Origin of the sequence: Schleiferilactobacillus perolens DSM 12744 (genome assembly GCF_001435585.1) — a bacterium.
GTDB classification, from domain to species: Bacteria; Bacillota; Bacilli; order Lactobacillales; family Lactobacillaceae; genus Schleiferilactobacillus; species Schleiferilactobacillus perolens.
On record NZ_AZEC01000007.1, the window covers coordinates 41051 to 57184 of the forward strand.

Annotated in this window: 15 protein-coding genes; 12 read left to right on the plus strand and 3 right to left on the minus strand. The window is 50.9% G+C overall.

Features of this window, described 5'->3' with window-relative positions:
- Nucleotides 1-133: 133 nt before the first annotated feature.
- Nucleotides 134-985 (minus strand): hypothetical protein, encoded by an 852-nt coding sequence (locus tag FD09_RS09025; protein WP_057820576.1) that lies wholly within the window; start codon nt 983-985, stop codon nt 134-136.
- Nucleotides 986-1255: 270 nt separating this feature from the next.
- On the opposite strand from FD09_RS09025, the gene FD09_RS09030 reads away from it, so the two are divergent.
- A complete protein-coding gene (locus FD09_RS09030; RefSeq protein WP_057820577.1) occupies nt 1256-2188 on the plus strand; it encodes a glycosyltransferase family 2 protein in 933 nt (310 codons plus the stop codon).
- Nucleotides 2189-2198: 10 nt separating this feature from the next.
- Nucleotides 2199-3080 (plus strand): NAD(P)-dependent oxidoreductase, encoded by an 882-nt coding sequence (locus FD09_RS09035; RefSeq protein ID WP_057820579.1) that lies wholly within the window; start codon nt 2199-2201, stop codon nt 3078-3080.
- A 71-nt stretch (nt 3081-3151) separates the two neighbouring features.
- Here the strand turns inward: FD09_RS09035 and FD09_RS09040 are convergent, their stop codons facing one another.
- Entirely contained in the window at nt 3152-3943 is a 792-nt protein-coding gene (locus FD09_RS09040; RefSeq protein ID WP_057820581.1) for a hypothetical protein, read from the minus strand.
- A gap of 198 nt (nt 3944-4141) precedes the next feature.
- Here FD09_RS09040 and FD09_RS09045 point away from each other — a divergent pair, with 198 nt between their 5' ends.
- The 9 genes from FD09_RS09045 (at nt 4142) to FD09_RS09085 (ending at nt 13007) form a co-directional block, all read left to right on the plus strand.
- Nucleotides 4142-4555, plus strand: coding sequence for a hypothetical protein (locus FD09_RS09045; protein ID WP_057820583.1), 414 nt, complete (start codon nt 4142-4144; stop codon nt 4553-4555).
- Entirely contained in the window at nt 4542-5840 is a 1299-nt protein-coding gene (locus FD09_RS09050) for a Y-family DNA polymerase (protein WP_057820585.1), read from the plus strand. Before FD09_RS09045 ends, FD09_RS09050 begins: the two co-directional genes overlap by 14 nt.
- Nucleotides 5841-5854: 14 nt before the next feature.
- Nucleotides 5855-6217: a hypothetical protein gene (locus FD09_RS09055; protein ID WP_057820586.1), complete on the plus strand. Its 363-nt coding sequence runs from the start codon at nt 5855-5857 to the stop codon at nt 6215-6217.
- Nucleotides 6218-6488: 271 nt separating this feature from the next.
- Complete coding sequence (locus FD09_RS09060) at nt 6489-7514, plus strand: hypothetical protein (protein WP_157053748.1); 1026 nt, start codon at nt 6489-6491, stop codon at nt 7512-7514.
- 152 nt (nt 7515-7666) lie between these two features.
- On the plus strand, nt 7667-9439 hold the full coding sequence (locus FD09_RS09065) for a serine hydrolase (protein ID WP_057820590.1): 1773 nt from the start codon (nt 7667-7669) through the stop codon (nt 9437-9439).
- Between the two features lie 121 nt (nt 9440-9560).
- Nucleotides 9561-10379: a hypothetical protein gene (locus FD09_RS09070; protein ID WP_057820592.1), complete on the plus strand. Its 819-nt coding sequence runs from the start codon at nt 9561-9563 to the stop codon at nt 10377-10379.
- 23 nt (nt 10380-10402) lie between these two features.
- A complete protein-coding gene (locus FD09_RS09075; RefSeq protein WP_057820594.1) occupies nt 10403-11227 on the plus strand; it encodes a hypothetical protein in 825 nt (274 codons plus the stop codon).
- Between the two features lie 16 nt (nt 11228-11243).
- Nucleotides 11244-12101: a hypothetical protein gene (locus FD09_RS09080; protein ID WP_057820596.1), complete on the plus strand. Its 858-nt coding sequence runs from the start codon at nt 11244-11246 to the stop codon at nt 12099-12101.
- Nucleotides 12102-12155: 54 nt separating this feature from the next.
- The gene (locus FD09_RS09085) at nt 12156-13007 is read left to right on the plus strand and encodes a hypothetical protein (RefSeq protein ID WP_057820598.1); all 852 of its coding nucleotides are present in this window, start codon (nt 12156-12158) and stop codon (nt 13005-13007) included.
- A 127-nt stretch (nt 13008-13134) separates the two neighbouring features.
- On the opposite strand, the gene FD09_RS09090 is transcribed toward FD09_RS09085, so the two are convergent.
- Nucleotides 13135-14616 (minus strand): SLAP domain-containing protein, encoded by a 1482-nt coding sequence (locus FD09_RS09090; protein WP_057820600.1) that lies wholly within the window; start codon nt 14614-14616, stop codon nt 13135-13137.
- A gap of 104 nt (nt 14617-14720) precedes the next feature.
- Between FD09_RS09090 and FD09_RS16720 the strand changes: the two genes are divergently transcribed.
- The gene (locus tag FD09_RS16720) at nt 14721-16121 is read left to right on the plus strand and encodes a C39 family peptidase (RefSeq protein WP_057820603.1); all 1401 of its coding nucleotides are present in this window, start codon (nt 14721-14723) and stop codon (nt 16119-16121) included.
- Nucleotides 16122-16134 lie beyond the last annotated feature (13 nt).

Below are 16134 nucleotides of genomic sequence, written 5' to 3' on the forward strand. Positions count from 1 at the left end.
TCTTTGCGGGCTCAAACCGCCGTCACAGCGTTCCAGCCCATTCAGCCGGAGATTGCGGAGCTTTGGCACGGCCATCGGCGATGGCTTTTATTCCAATCCTTTTGAGTTGTTAAAAATCAATTCGCAAATATTTTTACTTCAAGCCTGCATCCTGCGGCGTGATCTTCGTGCGGCCCGCCGCCCGGGCGACCTTGATGGCCTTCATAATATCCAGGTCGGACCACGGGGCCGGATCAACACCCTGATCCTTCAGATCCTGGCGGGCTTGTTTGATTTGGGCGGCGGTGATCTTTTGACCATCCACTTCCGTATCATCCTTGTCCACACTGTACTCGCCGCTGGAACTAGCACTAGATGAACTGCTGGCGCTGCTGCTTCCAGTCGAACCGTCATTTTGGCGTTGTGCCTGCACGGCGGAGACTTGTAAACGAAGCGCACCAGTGTAAATCACGGAATAGTAGCTGTCTTTGATGTCACTTTGGTTCACCAATTGGTTCAAGAGCGTGACAGCCCCAGCATAATCTTTTTGATCATAGGCAGTTTGGGCCTTTTGCAGACTGTTGGAGTAAGTGTCATATGATGTGCGCGTCTTGTTGATCAAAGTCAGCAATTCATCGGCGGCACTATTTAAGCTGCTGTCGCCATCGGTGACCTTCGCCACACTGGCGGCAGACGATTTAGCCACGGCAAAATTATTCTTGCTCAGACTGTTTTGCGCCTCTACTAGCGCTTGAGTCTGTTTCACCAATGCGGTGGCTTTCTTGTCGCCTTTCTTCGTTAAGAGGGCACTTTGGAAATAACCCAGTGCCTGATCATAGTTTTTACTGCTGACCGCCGCCCGGCCAGCCCGGACAATGGCGGTATAGCTGGTACTAGTTTGGGTGGTGCTTTGGGCCGCATCGGCACTATGGTCCTGTTGCGGCTGGCAGCCAGCTAACGCAAACAGGGCCAGTCCGGTGGCGATCCCGATTCCAAATTTCTTCACGATTAAAGTTCCTCCTTGTGGGATGTCGAACCAGCCAAAATCGCGTCATACGCATATTTTTGTTGGCTCAGCCTCACGCTTCCTAGAGAAATTTTAGCATGAATTGGGCACGTTACCAACCTGCCGCGGTCATTCTGTGCAAAAAATCACTCACGGAAAGTCCCCACACATGGCCAATCTCTGCTAAAATTGAAGCATTCAGGCATTAATATCAACAGTGCAATAATTCGTCAACCCAATTGGGTGATTTTAACAAAAGGAGCCGACACTTTGACGACAATCAGTCTTGTTGTCCCCTGCTATAACGAGCAGGAGGCCTTACCCATTTTTTACGATACTGTCCAAAAGATCGTGACCGAGAAGTTAGCAGATTACCATATCGAGTACATTTTTGTAAACGATGGTTCTTCAGATAACACCTTAACCGAAATGCGTCAGTTACAAACGAAGGATCCTGACCATGTCCATTACGTTTCCTTCTCCCGTAACTTTGGCAAGGAAGCGGCGCTTTATGCCGGCCTGCAAAATACCACCGGTGAGTATATTGCCGTGATGGATGTGGACTTGCAGGACCCGCCGGATTTACTGCCGCAAATGCTCGCGGGTATTTTAGATGAAGGCTATGATGTGGTCGGCACGCGCCGGGTGACCCGGGCTGGTGAGCCGCCGATTCGGTCATTCTTTGCCCGCATGTTTTACCGGCTCATCAATAAGATCTCCAAAACCGAAGTGGTGGACGGTGCCCGGGATTATCGGCTGATGACGAAACAAGTCAAGGATGCCATTTTATCCGTCACTGAATACAACCGTTTCTCTAAGGGCATCTTTGGCTGGGTCGGTTTCAAGACCAAGTACATTCCTTATGAAAATGTGGAACGGGTGGCTGGCGAAACCCACTGGAGTTTCTGGAGTCTATTTAAGTATTCCTTGGATGGAATCGTGGCTTTCTCTGAAGTCCCGCTGGCGATTGCCTCGTTTGTCGGCATGCTGTCCTTCATTGGGGCAATCATTGCGCTTCTGTTCATTATCATTCGGGCGGCCTTACACGGTGATCCGACACCCGGCTGGCCCAGCATGGTGTCCATTATCTTAGCCATGGGCGGGTTGCAACTATTCTTCTTGGGCATTGTCGGTAAGTATATCGGTAATATTTATTTAGAGGTTAAAAACCGGCCGATCTATATCGTGAAGGAAAAGAAATAGGAGGCAGCATATGACAGCAAGAATTGGTTTCATTGGCACTGGCGTGATGGGTACCGGCATGATTCAAAATCTGTTAAAAGCAGGCAGCGATGTCACGGTGTATAACCGGACCAAAGCCCATGCCCAAACAGTTCTGGACGCTGGGGCAAAATGGGCAGACGATCCGGCGACACTGGCCGCCCACAGCGATGTCCTCATTTCCATCGTGGGGTTCCCCAAGGATGTGGAACAAGTTTATTTTGCCGACAATGGCGTCTTTGCTGGCGCCCACGCTGGTTTGACCGTGATCGACATGACCACTGGTTCACCGGAGACTGCTGAGCAGATTGATGCTGAAGCCCGCTCTCGGGAAGGTATTGCTGCCCTTGATGCGCCTGTATCTGGTGGTGACATTGGCGCCAAGAAAGGTACTTTGACGATTATGGTCGGCGGGGATCAGGCCACATTTGACAAAATGCTGCCGATTTTCCAAATGATGGGTCAATCCGTCAATCTCTTTGGTCCCGCAGGCAGTGGGCAGCACATGAAGATGGCCAACCAGATTATGATTGCCGGGACGATGATGGGCATGACTGAAATGCTGGTATACGCCAAGGCGGCTGGATTAGATCTGCACCAGGCCTTGGATACCATTGGCGGCGGGGCGGCGGCCAATTGGTCCCTCAGTAATTACGGCCCACGTATCTTGAAGGGCGACTATACGCCGGGCTTTTTCGCCAAACATTTCTTGAAAGACCTGCGTATTGCTTTGAACGAAGCAGCGCGGATGCATCTGCAGCTGCCAGGTACGGCGGAAGCTGAACACCTATACGAAGTAATGGTGGACGAAGACGGTTTAGGCGATTTGGGTACCCAAGGATTAATTAAGTTATGGTGGCCGGACAACAAGTAAACTTATTATTAACGAATAGCAAAGGGACCCGCATTTTGCGCGAGTCCTTTTTTCTATGCCTCAGTAATTGTTTATTTCGATTCGATCGAATCTTCCGGTGTGACAAACTGATTACCGCCGACTTGATAAGCGACGACTTTGCGGGTGGCATCCGTAAGAATCCAAGCATAGCGCCAGCGAGAGCCATATGCCAGATGACCGTTGACTTGGCCGGTCGCAGAATATGTGCTGGCCCCGCCCTTTTTCGTAATCCGCAGAATTCCGCGGCCGGGTTCAAGGCTCATGACCAAGTGACTATCGGTTTGAACATTACCTGCCGGGACCCACTGATGGGTGCTGACCTGATAGGAAATGATGCGGCCATAACCGTTTTTGAAGACAGCGGTGTATTTCCAACCGCTCTTAAAGGGTAAAGAACCATTGGCCTGACCAGTTAAATCAGGGTTGGCATAAGTCTTGCTCGTGGCGGATGAGATGTAAATGACGCCGGTTGCGGGCTGCTGAACACCCACGAAATCGGCCTGCGTAGTGATATCATTGGCTGCGATCCATTGATTCGTAGCGACCTGGTAGGCCGTCACTGTACCAGTCTCGGTATTCTTGGCGACCGCAGTGGCGGCCCAGCTGCTAGCAAAGGGCAATGTGCGTCCCGTGGCTTGACTGAGCTGCGGGTTTGAATAGACCTTGGCCTGCGCCGATTTAATAATGACAATATTAGGTTCCTTAACAGTGGTTAAGGGATCGGTAGTGGTTTGGACAGTGCTGGCGCCGTTCGTGGCGGCGTGGGTAGTGATTGGTGTAGTGGCTAAGGCACCGACACTCATGAGGGTGGCGGCCAACAACGCACGACTGATCTTAGACATGTGAATAATCTCCTTCCGGTAACTGGTCTAGCTAATTACCAGCACCCATGTTACGCTTCTTCCTTTTTCTTGCAACAATCTTTGACAAAAGTTTTCTTAAGAAAAAAGGCGAACACATGCTTGCTTTTAATTGAGCGATGCCGTATATTTGAAACATACGAACACGCGTTCAAACTTAAAGAATGGCAGGTGTGCGTGATGGCGAATATCTATGATCCGCCCCGCAGTAAATGGTTATATCCTGATCGCGGAATGGTAAAATGGCTGGGCTTCTTTCTAAGCGACCATACCAAGGCATTGGAAAAGGACGAAGTGACAGGTGAACCGATTAGTGTGCCCCGGGCACCCCAGGACGAACGAACCATTGGGGATGCGTTGGACGAAGCCTATCTCACTGGCGTGACAGCCCATATCCAATTGGCTATTTTGCATAACGACCACCTGGTCCCAGATATCGTAGGCACTGTGGCGGGGTTCACGGACGACGATTGTGTACTGGTATATACCGACGATGGCGCCCGGCAAGTTGACCCGCACCAGATTCGCAATGTGCAGCTGGCCGCGCCTGATAAGTGGTATCGCCAAGGGGTGACCACATATGGCGACCAATAATCCGTTGTCTGATCCTACGGCTTTGCCCCGCCGAGACTTCATGTGCATTGATTGCAAATCTTTCTATGCCAGCACGGAGGCCATCAAGCGAGGGATTGCACCCTTGGGGGCCAATATTGTGGTGCTGTCCCGGGAAGAGAGCAAGGGCGGGCTGGTCTTGGCGGCATCTCCGTATAGTAAAAAAACGTACGGTGTGAAGTTGGGCACCCGGCGGTTCGAACTGCGTCCAGAGATGAAGTTAGAAATCGGTGAACCTCACATGGCCGACTACATTGCCAAGAACATGCGCATCAACCACATCTATCAGCAATTCACCGACCGGGATCACTGGTTTCCCTATTCCATTGATGAGTCTTTTCTCGATGTGTCCGGCTCCCATCGCTTATTTGGCGATGACGATGAGATCGCGGCCCGGATTCAGCACAAGGTGTACACCGAAACCGGCATCGTCACCACGGTGGGGATGGGCCCTAATCCGCTATTGGCTAAGTTAGCCCTGGATAATGCGGCCAAAAAAGAAGCCCCCTGGCGCGCCTGGTGGGATTATGACCAAGTGCCGAAGACGGTCTGGCAAATCAATCCAATCGATAACATGTGGGGGATTGGCAATCGGTTGGCGACTCGCTTACACAATTTGGGGATTGATACCGTTAAACAACTCGCCCAGGCAGACATCAAGAAGCTGCACCAAGAGTTCGGTATTTTGGGTGATCAGTTGTATTACCACGCTTGGGGCATTGATTACTCCAATTTGGAACATCGCTACGTGCCCCGGAGTGAAAATCGGGGGTACGGCAACTCCCAAGTCCTGATGCGGGATTATGTCACGGCTCGAGACTGTGAGACGATCATCCGCGAAATTGCTAACCAAGTGGCGACCCGGTTGCGCCAGCACCATGTCCAATGCGAAGTCGTCGGTATCAGCATCGGCTATGCCGAGGAACGGGACAATCGTCGGGGGTTCTTCGGGGCCCAGATGCATGTGACCCCCACTAATTTGACAAACGAGATTGCGGATACCGCTGTGCATCTATTTAATAAGAAATGGGACGGTACGCCGATCCGCAATGTGGGCGTACGCTGCAATCGGATTTCGGATCAGCACAGCCTGCAGTTGAGTCTCTTTGAACGGGGCGAACGCACACTCCAACGGGCCCAGCTGGATCAGGTGATTGACCGCATCCAGGAGCGCTTTGGCATCAAAGCACTAGTGCGGGCGTCCAGCAAGACGGCCGGCGGCACGGCCATCGACCGGGCCGACTTAATTGGCGGCCACCATGCGTGAAGGGATAGGTGCAGATGCTGCAAGAGAGTAAATTGTTATTGGACCGGTATGACCATTATTTCACTCGGGAACCCAATACCCGTTACTGGCTGGTGATTGTGAACAACCATTATGACCAGATGTATGGCTTTTTTCTTTACAGTCAGAAGGGGCAGGAAGTGACGATATATTCCCATGAGCTGTTGGCGCTGCCTTTTGCCAAGGGCTTGTATAGCCAAGTGTATCGCGATCTTCAAGATTATTCTGATCTCCCTGTGGAGTATCGGGACACCGACGATTTAGTAGAAAACGTTCCCGCTGTTGAGTTTGATCCCCTCCACGGGCACCGCCACAGTACGGTTTATCTGCCGGAAGATAAAAACTCCCATGAAAACTAAAACACTGTTTTCATACAATGATGGGTGCGATGTGACAACATTGTTAGTTCAGCGCAACCTTTCTTTATGCTTTCGTAACAATTTCGTCCAATCCTTGCGGTACGGTAATAAACAAGTTGGTTTCAGTAAATTTCAGTGCTGGTTGTTGACATGAATCGATAAATAGATCCGACTAAAGTGCCAGAGGAACGAAAAAAGCGCTATGTTATACTGAACTCAACAAGTTAAGAGAAACGTAAGGCCAGGTATGTGGTGATGAGAGGTGGATCCATTGAAGAAGTCGCAGACAAGTCCGACAGTACGGCACCAACCAGCAGGTAAGATGATGGTCATTGTACTGGCCGCTATTGTGGTGGCACTTTCTTGTTTGGGTACCGGAGTGGTTAATGCAGCCACGAATGTCAATCGTAATCAACAAACACAAAGTACACAGAGTAAAAATGACAAGAACGACGATAATAGTGGCGACCCGTCTAACGGCACGGGGAGTGACGAGCCGGCCAAAGAGGTTTCTGGGAAAATTGTCCCGGTAGATCCGGATCAGCAATCACTGCAGGTGGCCGCAATTCCATACGGTCCAGTCCAAGAGGGGACTAGTATCGATGTCCCAGTCGTGGCGGGTTATTATCCGGAGGACAGTCAAGATACAGACTCCTTAGTGGTCGGTGTCCAGGTCCAAGTGCCTAAGGGCGGCGGTACGATCTATGTGACCTATTTCAAGTCCGATAGTGGCTCCGGTGGCGGCTCGGGTTCTGGCGGCGGCCAAGGCGGCGGGACTAGCTCCTCTTCCAGCAGCTCTTCACCCAGCAAGCCCAGCACAAGTACAAGCAGCAACAAACCAAGCAGTACTTCCAGCAGTCCGAGTCAAGGGACATCTTCGAGTCCAACCAGTACGAGCAACGACACCCCGAAGATTCCGGATGGCCCCAGCAGGAACAACAGCTCCAATTCATCAGCCTCCAGCACAATGCAGCAAGCCGCTGGTCAAAGTAGTTCTTCAACCAAAGACCACTCCTTGTTCAGCTGGTTTGGAGATCTATTCGGAGGCGGCTCAAAGGGTACCAGTCACTCGTCTTCCAAAAAGAGCAGCACATCATCTTCTGCCACGGACCCGAGTGATACCAGCGATAGTACCGATAATGCCGGCAGCAAGTCTTCCGAAACCAGCATGAAGAGTGCCGCGGGTAAACAAAGTACCAACCATACCCAATGGTTGGCCATCGGTATTACTGTCGTTTCCGCCGCACTATTAGGTGGTGTGATCGTTTTGATTGTGAAACAGCGACGCAGAGGGTAATTCAATTTGAATCATCATAGGCCACAATCCGGATCGCACGGAATGTGGCTTTTTGATTACAACCGCCAATTCCACTTTGCATTGACTGCATTTCCGCTTATTATTAAAAATATGTTGTGCAATCTAGTATTCGGAATTAACGGGAGGAAAAAATGAAGAAAAGTTTCCAATTTGTCGCTGCTACTGCCTTGGCATTATTAGCGGTGGCACCAATGACCGTCGTGCCAGTGACTACCCAGGCTGCCACAAGCCAGGCCGCAAGTAACACCATCCAATCCTATCGCGATGTCGCCACGGTCGGCGGCAGTGCGATAAGCCTGTATAAAGTCGCAGGTAACAACGTGACCGCCACGGGACAGCTGCCAGCTAATTCCGCTTGGAAAGTTACCGGTAAGATTGTGGTCAACGGACAAACCTATTACCAAGTGAGTACGACTCAATTTGTCGCCGATAAAGACGTGACGTTAGCCAGCAAGCAAACCGCGCTGCCGGCCCGGACGGTCATTGGGTTACGGCGCAATGCCACCCTGTACAGCGGTACAGGCAGTGATCGCACCCCTACCAGCCGGACATTACAGGCAGGATCTGTCTGGCTGACCAACGCCAAGGTCGCCGTCAATGGCACCTTGTGGTATCAAGTCGCCCCGAATCTGTGGATCAGCGACGATGATGTGGGTGAAATGCCCCACTCTGCAGCTACGCCGGTCAGTATGGTGGTCAAAATTGTGGATGATACCCCACTGTGGGATGGTTTCCAGTGGCGTTATACCGGCCGCTGGTTACCGACCAACTCCCGCTGGAAGGTCAACGCTACCGGTACCACTAGCGACGGCACCGAATATTATGAAGTCGGAGCCAATCAGTGGATTAAAGCTGGCAGTGCCACAGTAGAATCCAGCAGCAGCAGTGATTCCACCAGTCAAAACGGCGTGGACAAGCTCAGTGCTGCGGCCGATAGCGAACTGAAAGACCACCTGGCTTCTGAACAATTTGTCGGTACGTTACTGCTGATTCAAAACGGCCAAGTGATTTATAATCAAGGGACCGGGCAGGCAGATAATGCCGCCGGTCGGGCAAATGGTCCGCAATCCTTATTCCAATTTGCATCTGTCCAAAAGTCGATGACGGCGGCCCTCGTCGCCCAATTGATCGCGCAGGGCAAATTGAGCTATAGCGACAACATTAGCCACTTTTATCCGACGATCCCAGCCGCGGACAACATCTCGATTCGCGATATGCTGGACATGACTTCTGGATTATCCATGACCCTGGCCGTGCCGGATACCGTCATGACCGATGCGCAGGTGATCCAGCGGGGGCTGGATCTGCTCCAATACGATCCCGATCAACATGGCCAATTCAATTATCAGGCAATCAACTATATTTTACTGGTCGGTGTATTGGAACAACTGACTGGGCAAAGCTACGAGAACCTTGTGCAACAAAACCTGCTCAATCCATTAGGCCTTGGTGCGGATCAAGCCGGCTTTGCTTGGAACCTGGCCGCCCAACCCAACCATACCGTCAGCTATATTTCTGGCAACGGTCTGGGGACTTATGATCAGATTTCAACGGAAACGTTAGCGGATATGCATAGTGAACTCGGTACTGGCAACATGTATTCCACGGCCTATGCATTGTACCAAATGGAAAAGGCAATTTCTCAAGGGCAACTCATTTCCGGCGATCAGCTGAGTGAATTACGGGACAGCAGTGACGGTAGCTGGGCGGGTGGTTTGTATAACTATCCCGATCACTACTATGCCCATGGTGTGAAGAATTGGCAGGAAACCATTTTCTTAATGAGCAAGGACACCAATACGGCAGTGGTCTTCATCTCCAATCGGGCTTACGATTATGACAATGCGGCCGCCCGGTCAGCGTGGTATTGGAACTTTGTGCAGAACGCATCTTTAGCAAATTAACGAATTGGTTAAGATGGCTGAAAAGCCGTCTTTTTTTACGCCTTTTCGGTAGCGTTTTCTTTCCTGTTATGGTATAGTCACACTGTTGAAACGTTACTGTAACATTAGGGAGATGTTCCGCATGAAGATCACTAAAGTTTTGGCGTCTTTTCTGTTGTTGGGCGGTGTTGGTTTAGCGGCGGCTGTGACCACCAGCAGTGTCGCACCTGCGCAGGCAGCCACAGTTTCCGCACCGGCCGTCATTCGGTTGAATCAGACCGCTTGGATTATGGACCGCTCGGGGAACCATGTTGCCAATGAGGGGTATGGTACTTTGCCTGCGGGCACGAGTTGGCGGGTCACGGATGTCTTTGTGGATTCTGAGTATGGTCAGCTGTACATGCGTGTCTCTAAGGATGGATGGATTGCGTACGATGTTGACGATACTGCCAACAGTGTGTTGTTGGCGCAATTGCGGGAGACTGCGCGGACGGTTGCTCAAAAGCAGGGCAATGCTGGTTTGTTTATCACGACAAAATCTGCGGACTCAATTAGCCAGACACTACTAGCCACACCTGTTGTTGACCGACCAGGGAGCAATACTGTTGTCCGTCAATTGCCGGCTGGCAGCCGTTGGCGGGTCACGAGTTATGCGAGTGCTCCGGCGATAGTGAAGGGAGACAACTCGGATCAGTATTTTCAAATTGCCACGAATCAATGGATAAAGAGCCAATATGTTCAAGTCCCAGCCGTCAATTATTTACAAGTCAAAGGTCAACCAGTCCAGGTTTATCAGTTCTCAGCGAATAAACTGCAAATGGTGCCGACACGACAACTCAAACCGCATACCGCTTGGCGCGCCAATGCTTTGTACAACAAAGCAATCAATGGGCCGTTTTATTTCCAAGTAGGCAGAAACGAGTGGATCACGAACCAGGGAGTTATCGTGAATAATCATTAATCGCTCAGCGAGGAGGTTGAGTTATGAAAGTCAGTAAAGTTTTGGCCTCACTGTTTTTATTGGGCGGTATCGTTCTAGCGGGTGGTGTAATGAATTCAGCATCCGCCCCAGTCCACGCAGCCACGACCGAACCAGCTATTATTCAATTAAACGATTCAACCCATATGCAGACCTATCAGGATGATGGCACACAGAATCCCGGTTTGACGGATAAATTTACCGCAGGATCCCGTTGGCGGGTCACCGGGACAAAAGTCGGCAAAATGGGCGACGATTTATACATCCGGGTGGCCACCAACACTTGGCTGTATTACAACACCTTTGACGATGCAAATGCCACGCTGATCGCTCAGTTGCGGGCCGATGTCCAAGCCTATTCCCAAAAACAGGGCAACTTGGGCGGCTATGTCATTCCCACCCAAGTACTCAATGACATCGGCAAAACGCTGGCAAGCACACCCGTGGTAGAACGGCCGGGCAGTACGAAAGTGTTACGGCAATTACCGGCCGGGACTCGCTGGCGCTTGACCGCCCGAGCGTATAAGCCGTTGGTTACCAAAACCGATGACAGCGACGTCTATTTCCAAATTGCGACGGGTCAGTGGATCAACATCAAATATTTGGGGATTGAAATACGGTGGGGGTCACCGTTCATCGTGAACAATACGCCGGTCCAAGCCTACCGCTTTAACGCCGCCACGCTGCAAATGGACGCCACGACACGTCAGCTCAAGCCATATACGGCATGGCGCATTAATGGATCGCACTACCTGACAGTGCGCGGTCAAGCTTACTTGCTGGTTGGACAAAACGAATGGGTGAAGCCGCAGCAAGGTTCTAACAAGTGAAAGTGGGGAAATAATCATGAAAATCAGCAAAGTTTTGGCATCGATGCTGCTTTTATTGGGTGTGAGTGCAGCTAGTCAAGTAATCGCACAAAACAGTGTGCCAGTACAGGCTGCGACGGTTTCTGAACCGGCCGTGATTAATTTGCATGGTGATCGCGCAATCCTTTATGCTTGGCACAATGATGGGATGAAATATGCGCCCATGCTTCGTTCCTTGTGGGGTGGCAGCTGGCGGGTGACCGCTGTGCGGATTGATGCTCAGACGGGGGATATTTATTTCCGTGTGGCAACGGATGTTTGGATGAAATATTATTACTACAATACGCGTCCGACCCTCAACAAGACGTTGGTGCAGCAAATGCAAAATACCGCCCAACAATATTCTAAGAGTCAGGGCAATATCGGTGGCTTTGTAAACAATGGGGATATTGATTACAAAATTGCGATCGTTAAGACATTAGCGAAGACACCGATCGTCGCTCAGCCCGGAAGTACCAAGGTGATCCGGACTTTACCAGAGGGAACACGCTGGCGGATTACGCAACAGTCTTATCGATTGCTGCTCAGCGCAACCGATAATTCGCCAATCTATTATCAAGTCGCCAACCACCAATGGGTGGATGCCAAATATGTCGCGCAAGAGATCAAAGCGTATCGGATTCCTGTACTTTCATTAGAGCAGGGGTTACAGGCCTATCGGTTTGACAACGCCAAACTCAAGATGATTCCGACGCGGTGGTTGGCACCGCGCCAGAATTGGGGAATTGATTACCGGTATAGCCCGAGAATCAATTACACGTTTAAAGGGAGCTATTACTTCCAAATTGGGGCAAATGAATGGGTGACTGGTGAAGGGGGTCAAGTAGGTAACTAGTAAAGGAAAAGTTGGTATTTGTCATTTTTTCAATCATGATTGGGGGAAAAGATCATGAAACTCAAAAAGATTTTGGCATCACTAATTCTATTGGGCGGTATCAGCATGGCGAGTGCAATCATTGGATTTACACGGGTACCAGTCCGTGCCGCAACAACTGAATCACCAATTATCCGGTTAAACGGTCCTACCAATACGCAAACGTATCGCGATGATGGTACGGAAAATCCCGGTTTTACAAGTAAGTTTACGACAAACAGTGCTTGGCGTGTGACGGGTGCCCGGATGGGTCCGCTCGCAGACAGTTTGTATGTGCGAGTCGCCACCAATGAGTGGATTTACTATTCGATGCTTGACCATGCGAATGCACCACTGATCAAGCAGTTGCGTGCAACCACTCAGGCATATTCAGTAAAACAGGGAAATTACGGTGGGTATGTCATTCCGGGAATCCCGCTTAATTATGTTGGCAGGACCGTTACTACGACACCAGTCGTCAATCGGCCGGGCAGCACCAAAATCGTGCGGCAATTACCCGCAGGGACGCAGTGGCGTTTGACTGCTGAGGCGCTCAAACCGTTGATTCTTAAAACAGATATGACGGATGAGTATTTCCAGATTGCAACCAATCAATGGGTTAACATGAAATACATGGCCGTATTTATCGATTTTAAGTCACCACTGGTTATCGGCAATCAGCCCGAGCGCGTGTACCGGTTTGATGACCATACGCTAAAAATGACAGCCACCGCTCGGCAACTCAAGCCACATACGACTTGGCAAAACAATTGGGTGTACATGAACATGGCGAACGGTGAAACTTTCTCATTGAATCACGGACAAACCTATTTGCAGGTTGGCGGTAATGAGTGGGTTTATAGTCCGAATGCAAAGATTGCATACTGATCGGTTTAACAAACCACGATTGGAGAAACAATTACGAAGCTGGCTGCGGCCAGCTTTTTTCATGCACAAAAAACGCCATTCCGAAACAATATCGAAATGACGCTCAAAATACTAACTAATCAAGAAATCAAACAAACGGCCGGCCGACACCAGCGATCCAAGACCGTTGCCAATTGGTCACCGGTTGAACCATGATCTTAGGCGGCCAGGATTCGATCACCATGTTGTTGCCCAGATAGATGGCCACATGCCAGATCAAACCGCTGCTCGGATCACGATAGAAAATCAGGTCGCCCCGTTGGCGTTCACCATAGGAAACCTTCTTCAGCAACGGGTTTGCCCAGAGATTGCGTGATTCCCATTCGTACCCAGGTTGGGCATGCCGGATGGAGGAAGAAGGTAACGGATTGATGCCGCTGCTGTACAGTGCCTGCATGACGAGGCCGCTGCAGTCGGTACCGTAAGCCGGAGAAGTGGAAGCACCCACGATATAAGGTTTACCCAGATACTGGTAAGCTGTACTGATCATGGCTTCAATATGATCACTGCGGGTACTGTTTTCGTTGGTCTTCAGCGGTGATACATACCCATCAATGGTGTAGAAATCATCACGTTTGAAGCCCATGTTCGTCCAGAACTTAACATCCACTTGTCCGGTAACTGGCAAGCCCCAACGCCGTTGATAGTACATGATCTTGTTGACGGCGGTTTGGTTCAGGTTGGCGTAAGAACGATCCATCCCTAACCACCAAAGCGTCAGCCAAGTCTTGATCCCTTCAGAGCCTAAGCGTAGATTGTAGCCCACTTTACCCTGGGGCAAGATTTGGGTGTTGCTGATTTGCCAATACTGACCAGGGTTTTGATAAACCGCCTGGCGTTGCGCGCCACCGGCATTGATCCATTGATTGGCGCCGATTTGATACCATTGGGCACCATTTGAAGAACTGCCCGTCGCAGTGACTTTCCACTTCGAACCCTTCGCCAGCCAGCGGCCGCTGAATTTATATTGGAAACCAGTCCATAATGGCATGTCTTGGACCAGCGTGACGGTGAAGCTGTTCTTGTGAGCGGCACTGTGGCTCAGTTCACCCACATCGTTGGCGCTGACCCATTGGTTATCGCCAATTTGATACCAGGTTTGACCATTGGCCGTGGCGGTGTAAGTGGCAATCCACACCGATCCGGTGTTCAAAGTCCGACCGCTCTTTTGGGTACCCATACCGTTATACAATGGTGCATCGTGCTTTATCCCAATGACGTATCGGGCGGGCAGTTTTTGCCAAGTGCTGCGTAAAACAACGTCGCTAGCAAGGACATATTGCGTCGCGCTGACCCGATAATAATCCTTACCGGCCACGGTGGTTTTCCCTGTCAGGCGCCACGCAGAATTAGCTTTCAGTGTGCCATCTTTGACAGCAGTCGTGTTCTGCAGGGTGTAAATAGCCGCCCCATTCGGTCCAACGACTCCCACATCGTTAAATGCTGCGACACCAACTGTTGGCGTGCTGCTCCCTGTAGCCGCTTGGGCAGTCGGGATTGTCGTCAACAGCGGCGCGGCGGCGAGAATGGCTAAAATAGCCATCGTCAGCCGCTTGCTTGCTTTCTTCATATTTCCATCTCCCAAATTAAATCAACTTTACAACCATTATTATGATAGAATAAATTGGTCGAAATTGATACCAAAATATCTTACATTGTTTGGGAGAAAATGTCATGCAGAAGAAAAAATGGGTGAGTTTAGCAACATTTGGGGCACTACTACTGGCACTGGGCGGGTTGAGTGCACACCGGGCGGAGGCCACTGTCGCTAATGGTGTGTTGTATCTGAATCGACCGGCCACCATGTATCATGGCTACGATGATACGCGGCAAAGCACCGGTCAAACATTGAAGGCCGGTTCGCAGTGGAAGATCACGGGTCAACAAGAGTCCGCTGGCGTGACCTGGTATCAGGTAGCCACCAATACCTGGGTCACCGAGAATGCGCAATTTAACCCGCAACAATCTTACGGCGTGGTCCGGTTGAACCAGACCGCAACCATTTATACGGTGCCGGGGGACAAGAATACCAGCACCGGCCGCAATCTGAATGCCGGTTCCAGTTGGCGCGTGACGGACCAGCAGGTCGTTGCGGGCGTGACGTGGTACCAAGTCGCCACCAACACCTGGGTGACCCAGAACTATGCGTTTAATCCAATTCCGTATCAAACGGTGACCCTAGCCCAACCGACCACGCTATACAACGGTTATGGGGCAGCGCGGCAATCCACCGGCCGGACGCTGGCCATCGGCAGTGCCTGGAAGATTACCCATGCCGCCACGGAGAATGGGGTGACGTGGTACGAGATCGGCCCCAATCAGTGGATCACGACCAACACCAGCTACAACCCTGTCCCGGATCACTTTGACAATGCCATTATGACGATTACCGTCAATACGAAGAATGGCGCCAATGTGTATTCGAGTTATCAAGCGGGCCGCTGGTGGGTGAATCGCCTGTCCTTTGGCTCTCGGTGGAAAGTGACACGACAAGCAGTCGCCAATGATGGTTCCCTCTGGTATCAGGTGGGGACGAATCAATGGGTGAGCGCCACTGGCGGGATTGCTACCGGCGTGGTGTATCCGAACAGCGCCTACATCAACGGTGTCCCGTTAATTTCCCAGTTGCCGGAATTGCCCAATGGCTGTGAAATCACCGCCGTCACCATGATGCTGCGGTACGCCGGGGCTAATGTGAATAAGATGCAGCTGGCCCGGGAAATGCCCCGGTCATCTAATCCCAATTATGGCTATATTGGCGATCCTTGGAATAATACCGGTATCACCATCTTTCCACCGGCGCTAATGAATATTGTGCAAAAATATGCGGGCAATTCGATTAATATGACCGGCATGTCCTTTGATGCCATCCGCTACCAAGTGGGCATTCGTAAACATCCCGTGGTGGCTTGGATGACCATGCATGGCTTCCCGTATCATGCGGTAGTCGTTACTGGGTATTCGGCCAGTAACGTCACGTACCTGGATTGCTGGACCAACAGTGTCGGGACGATGAGCATCGACGCGTTTGTCAATAATTGGCAAACTCAGAATCGCCGGGCGATCTCGTATTAAAGTGAATCATCAT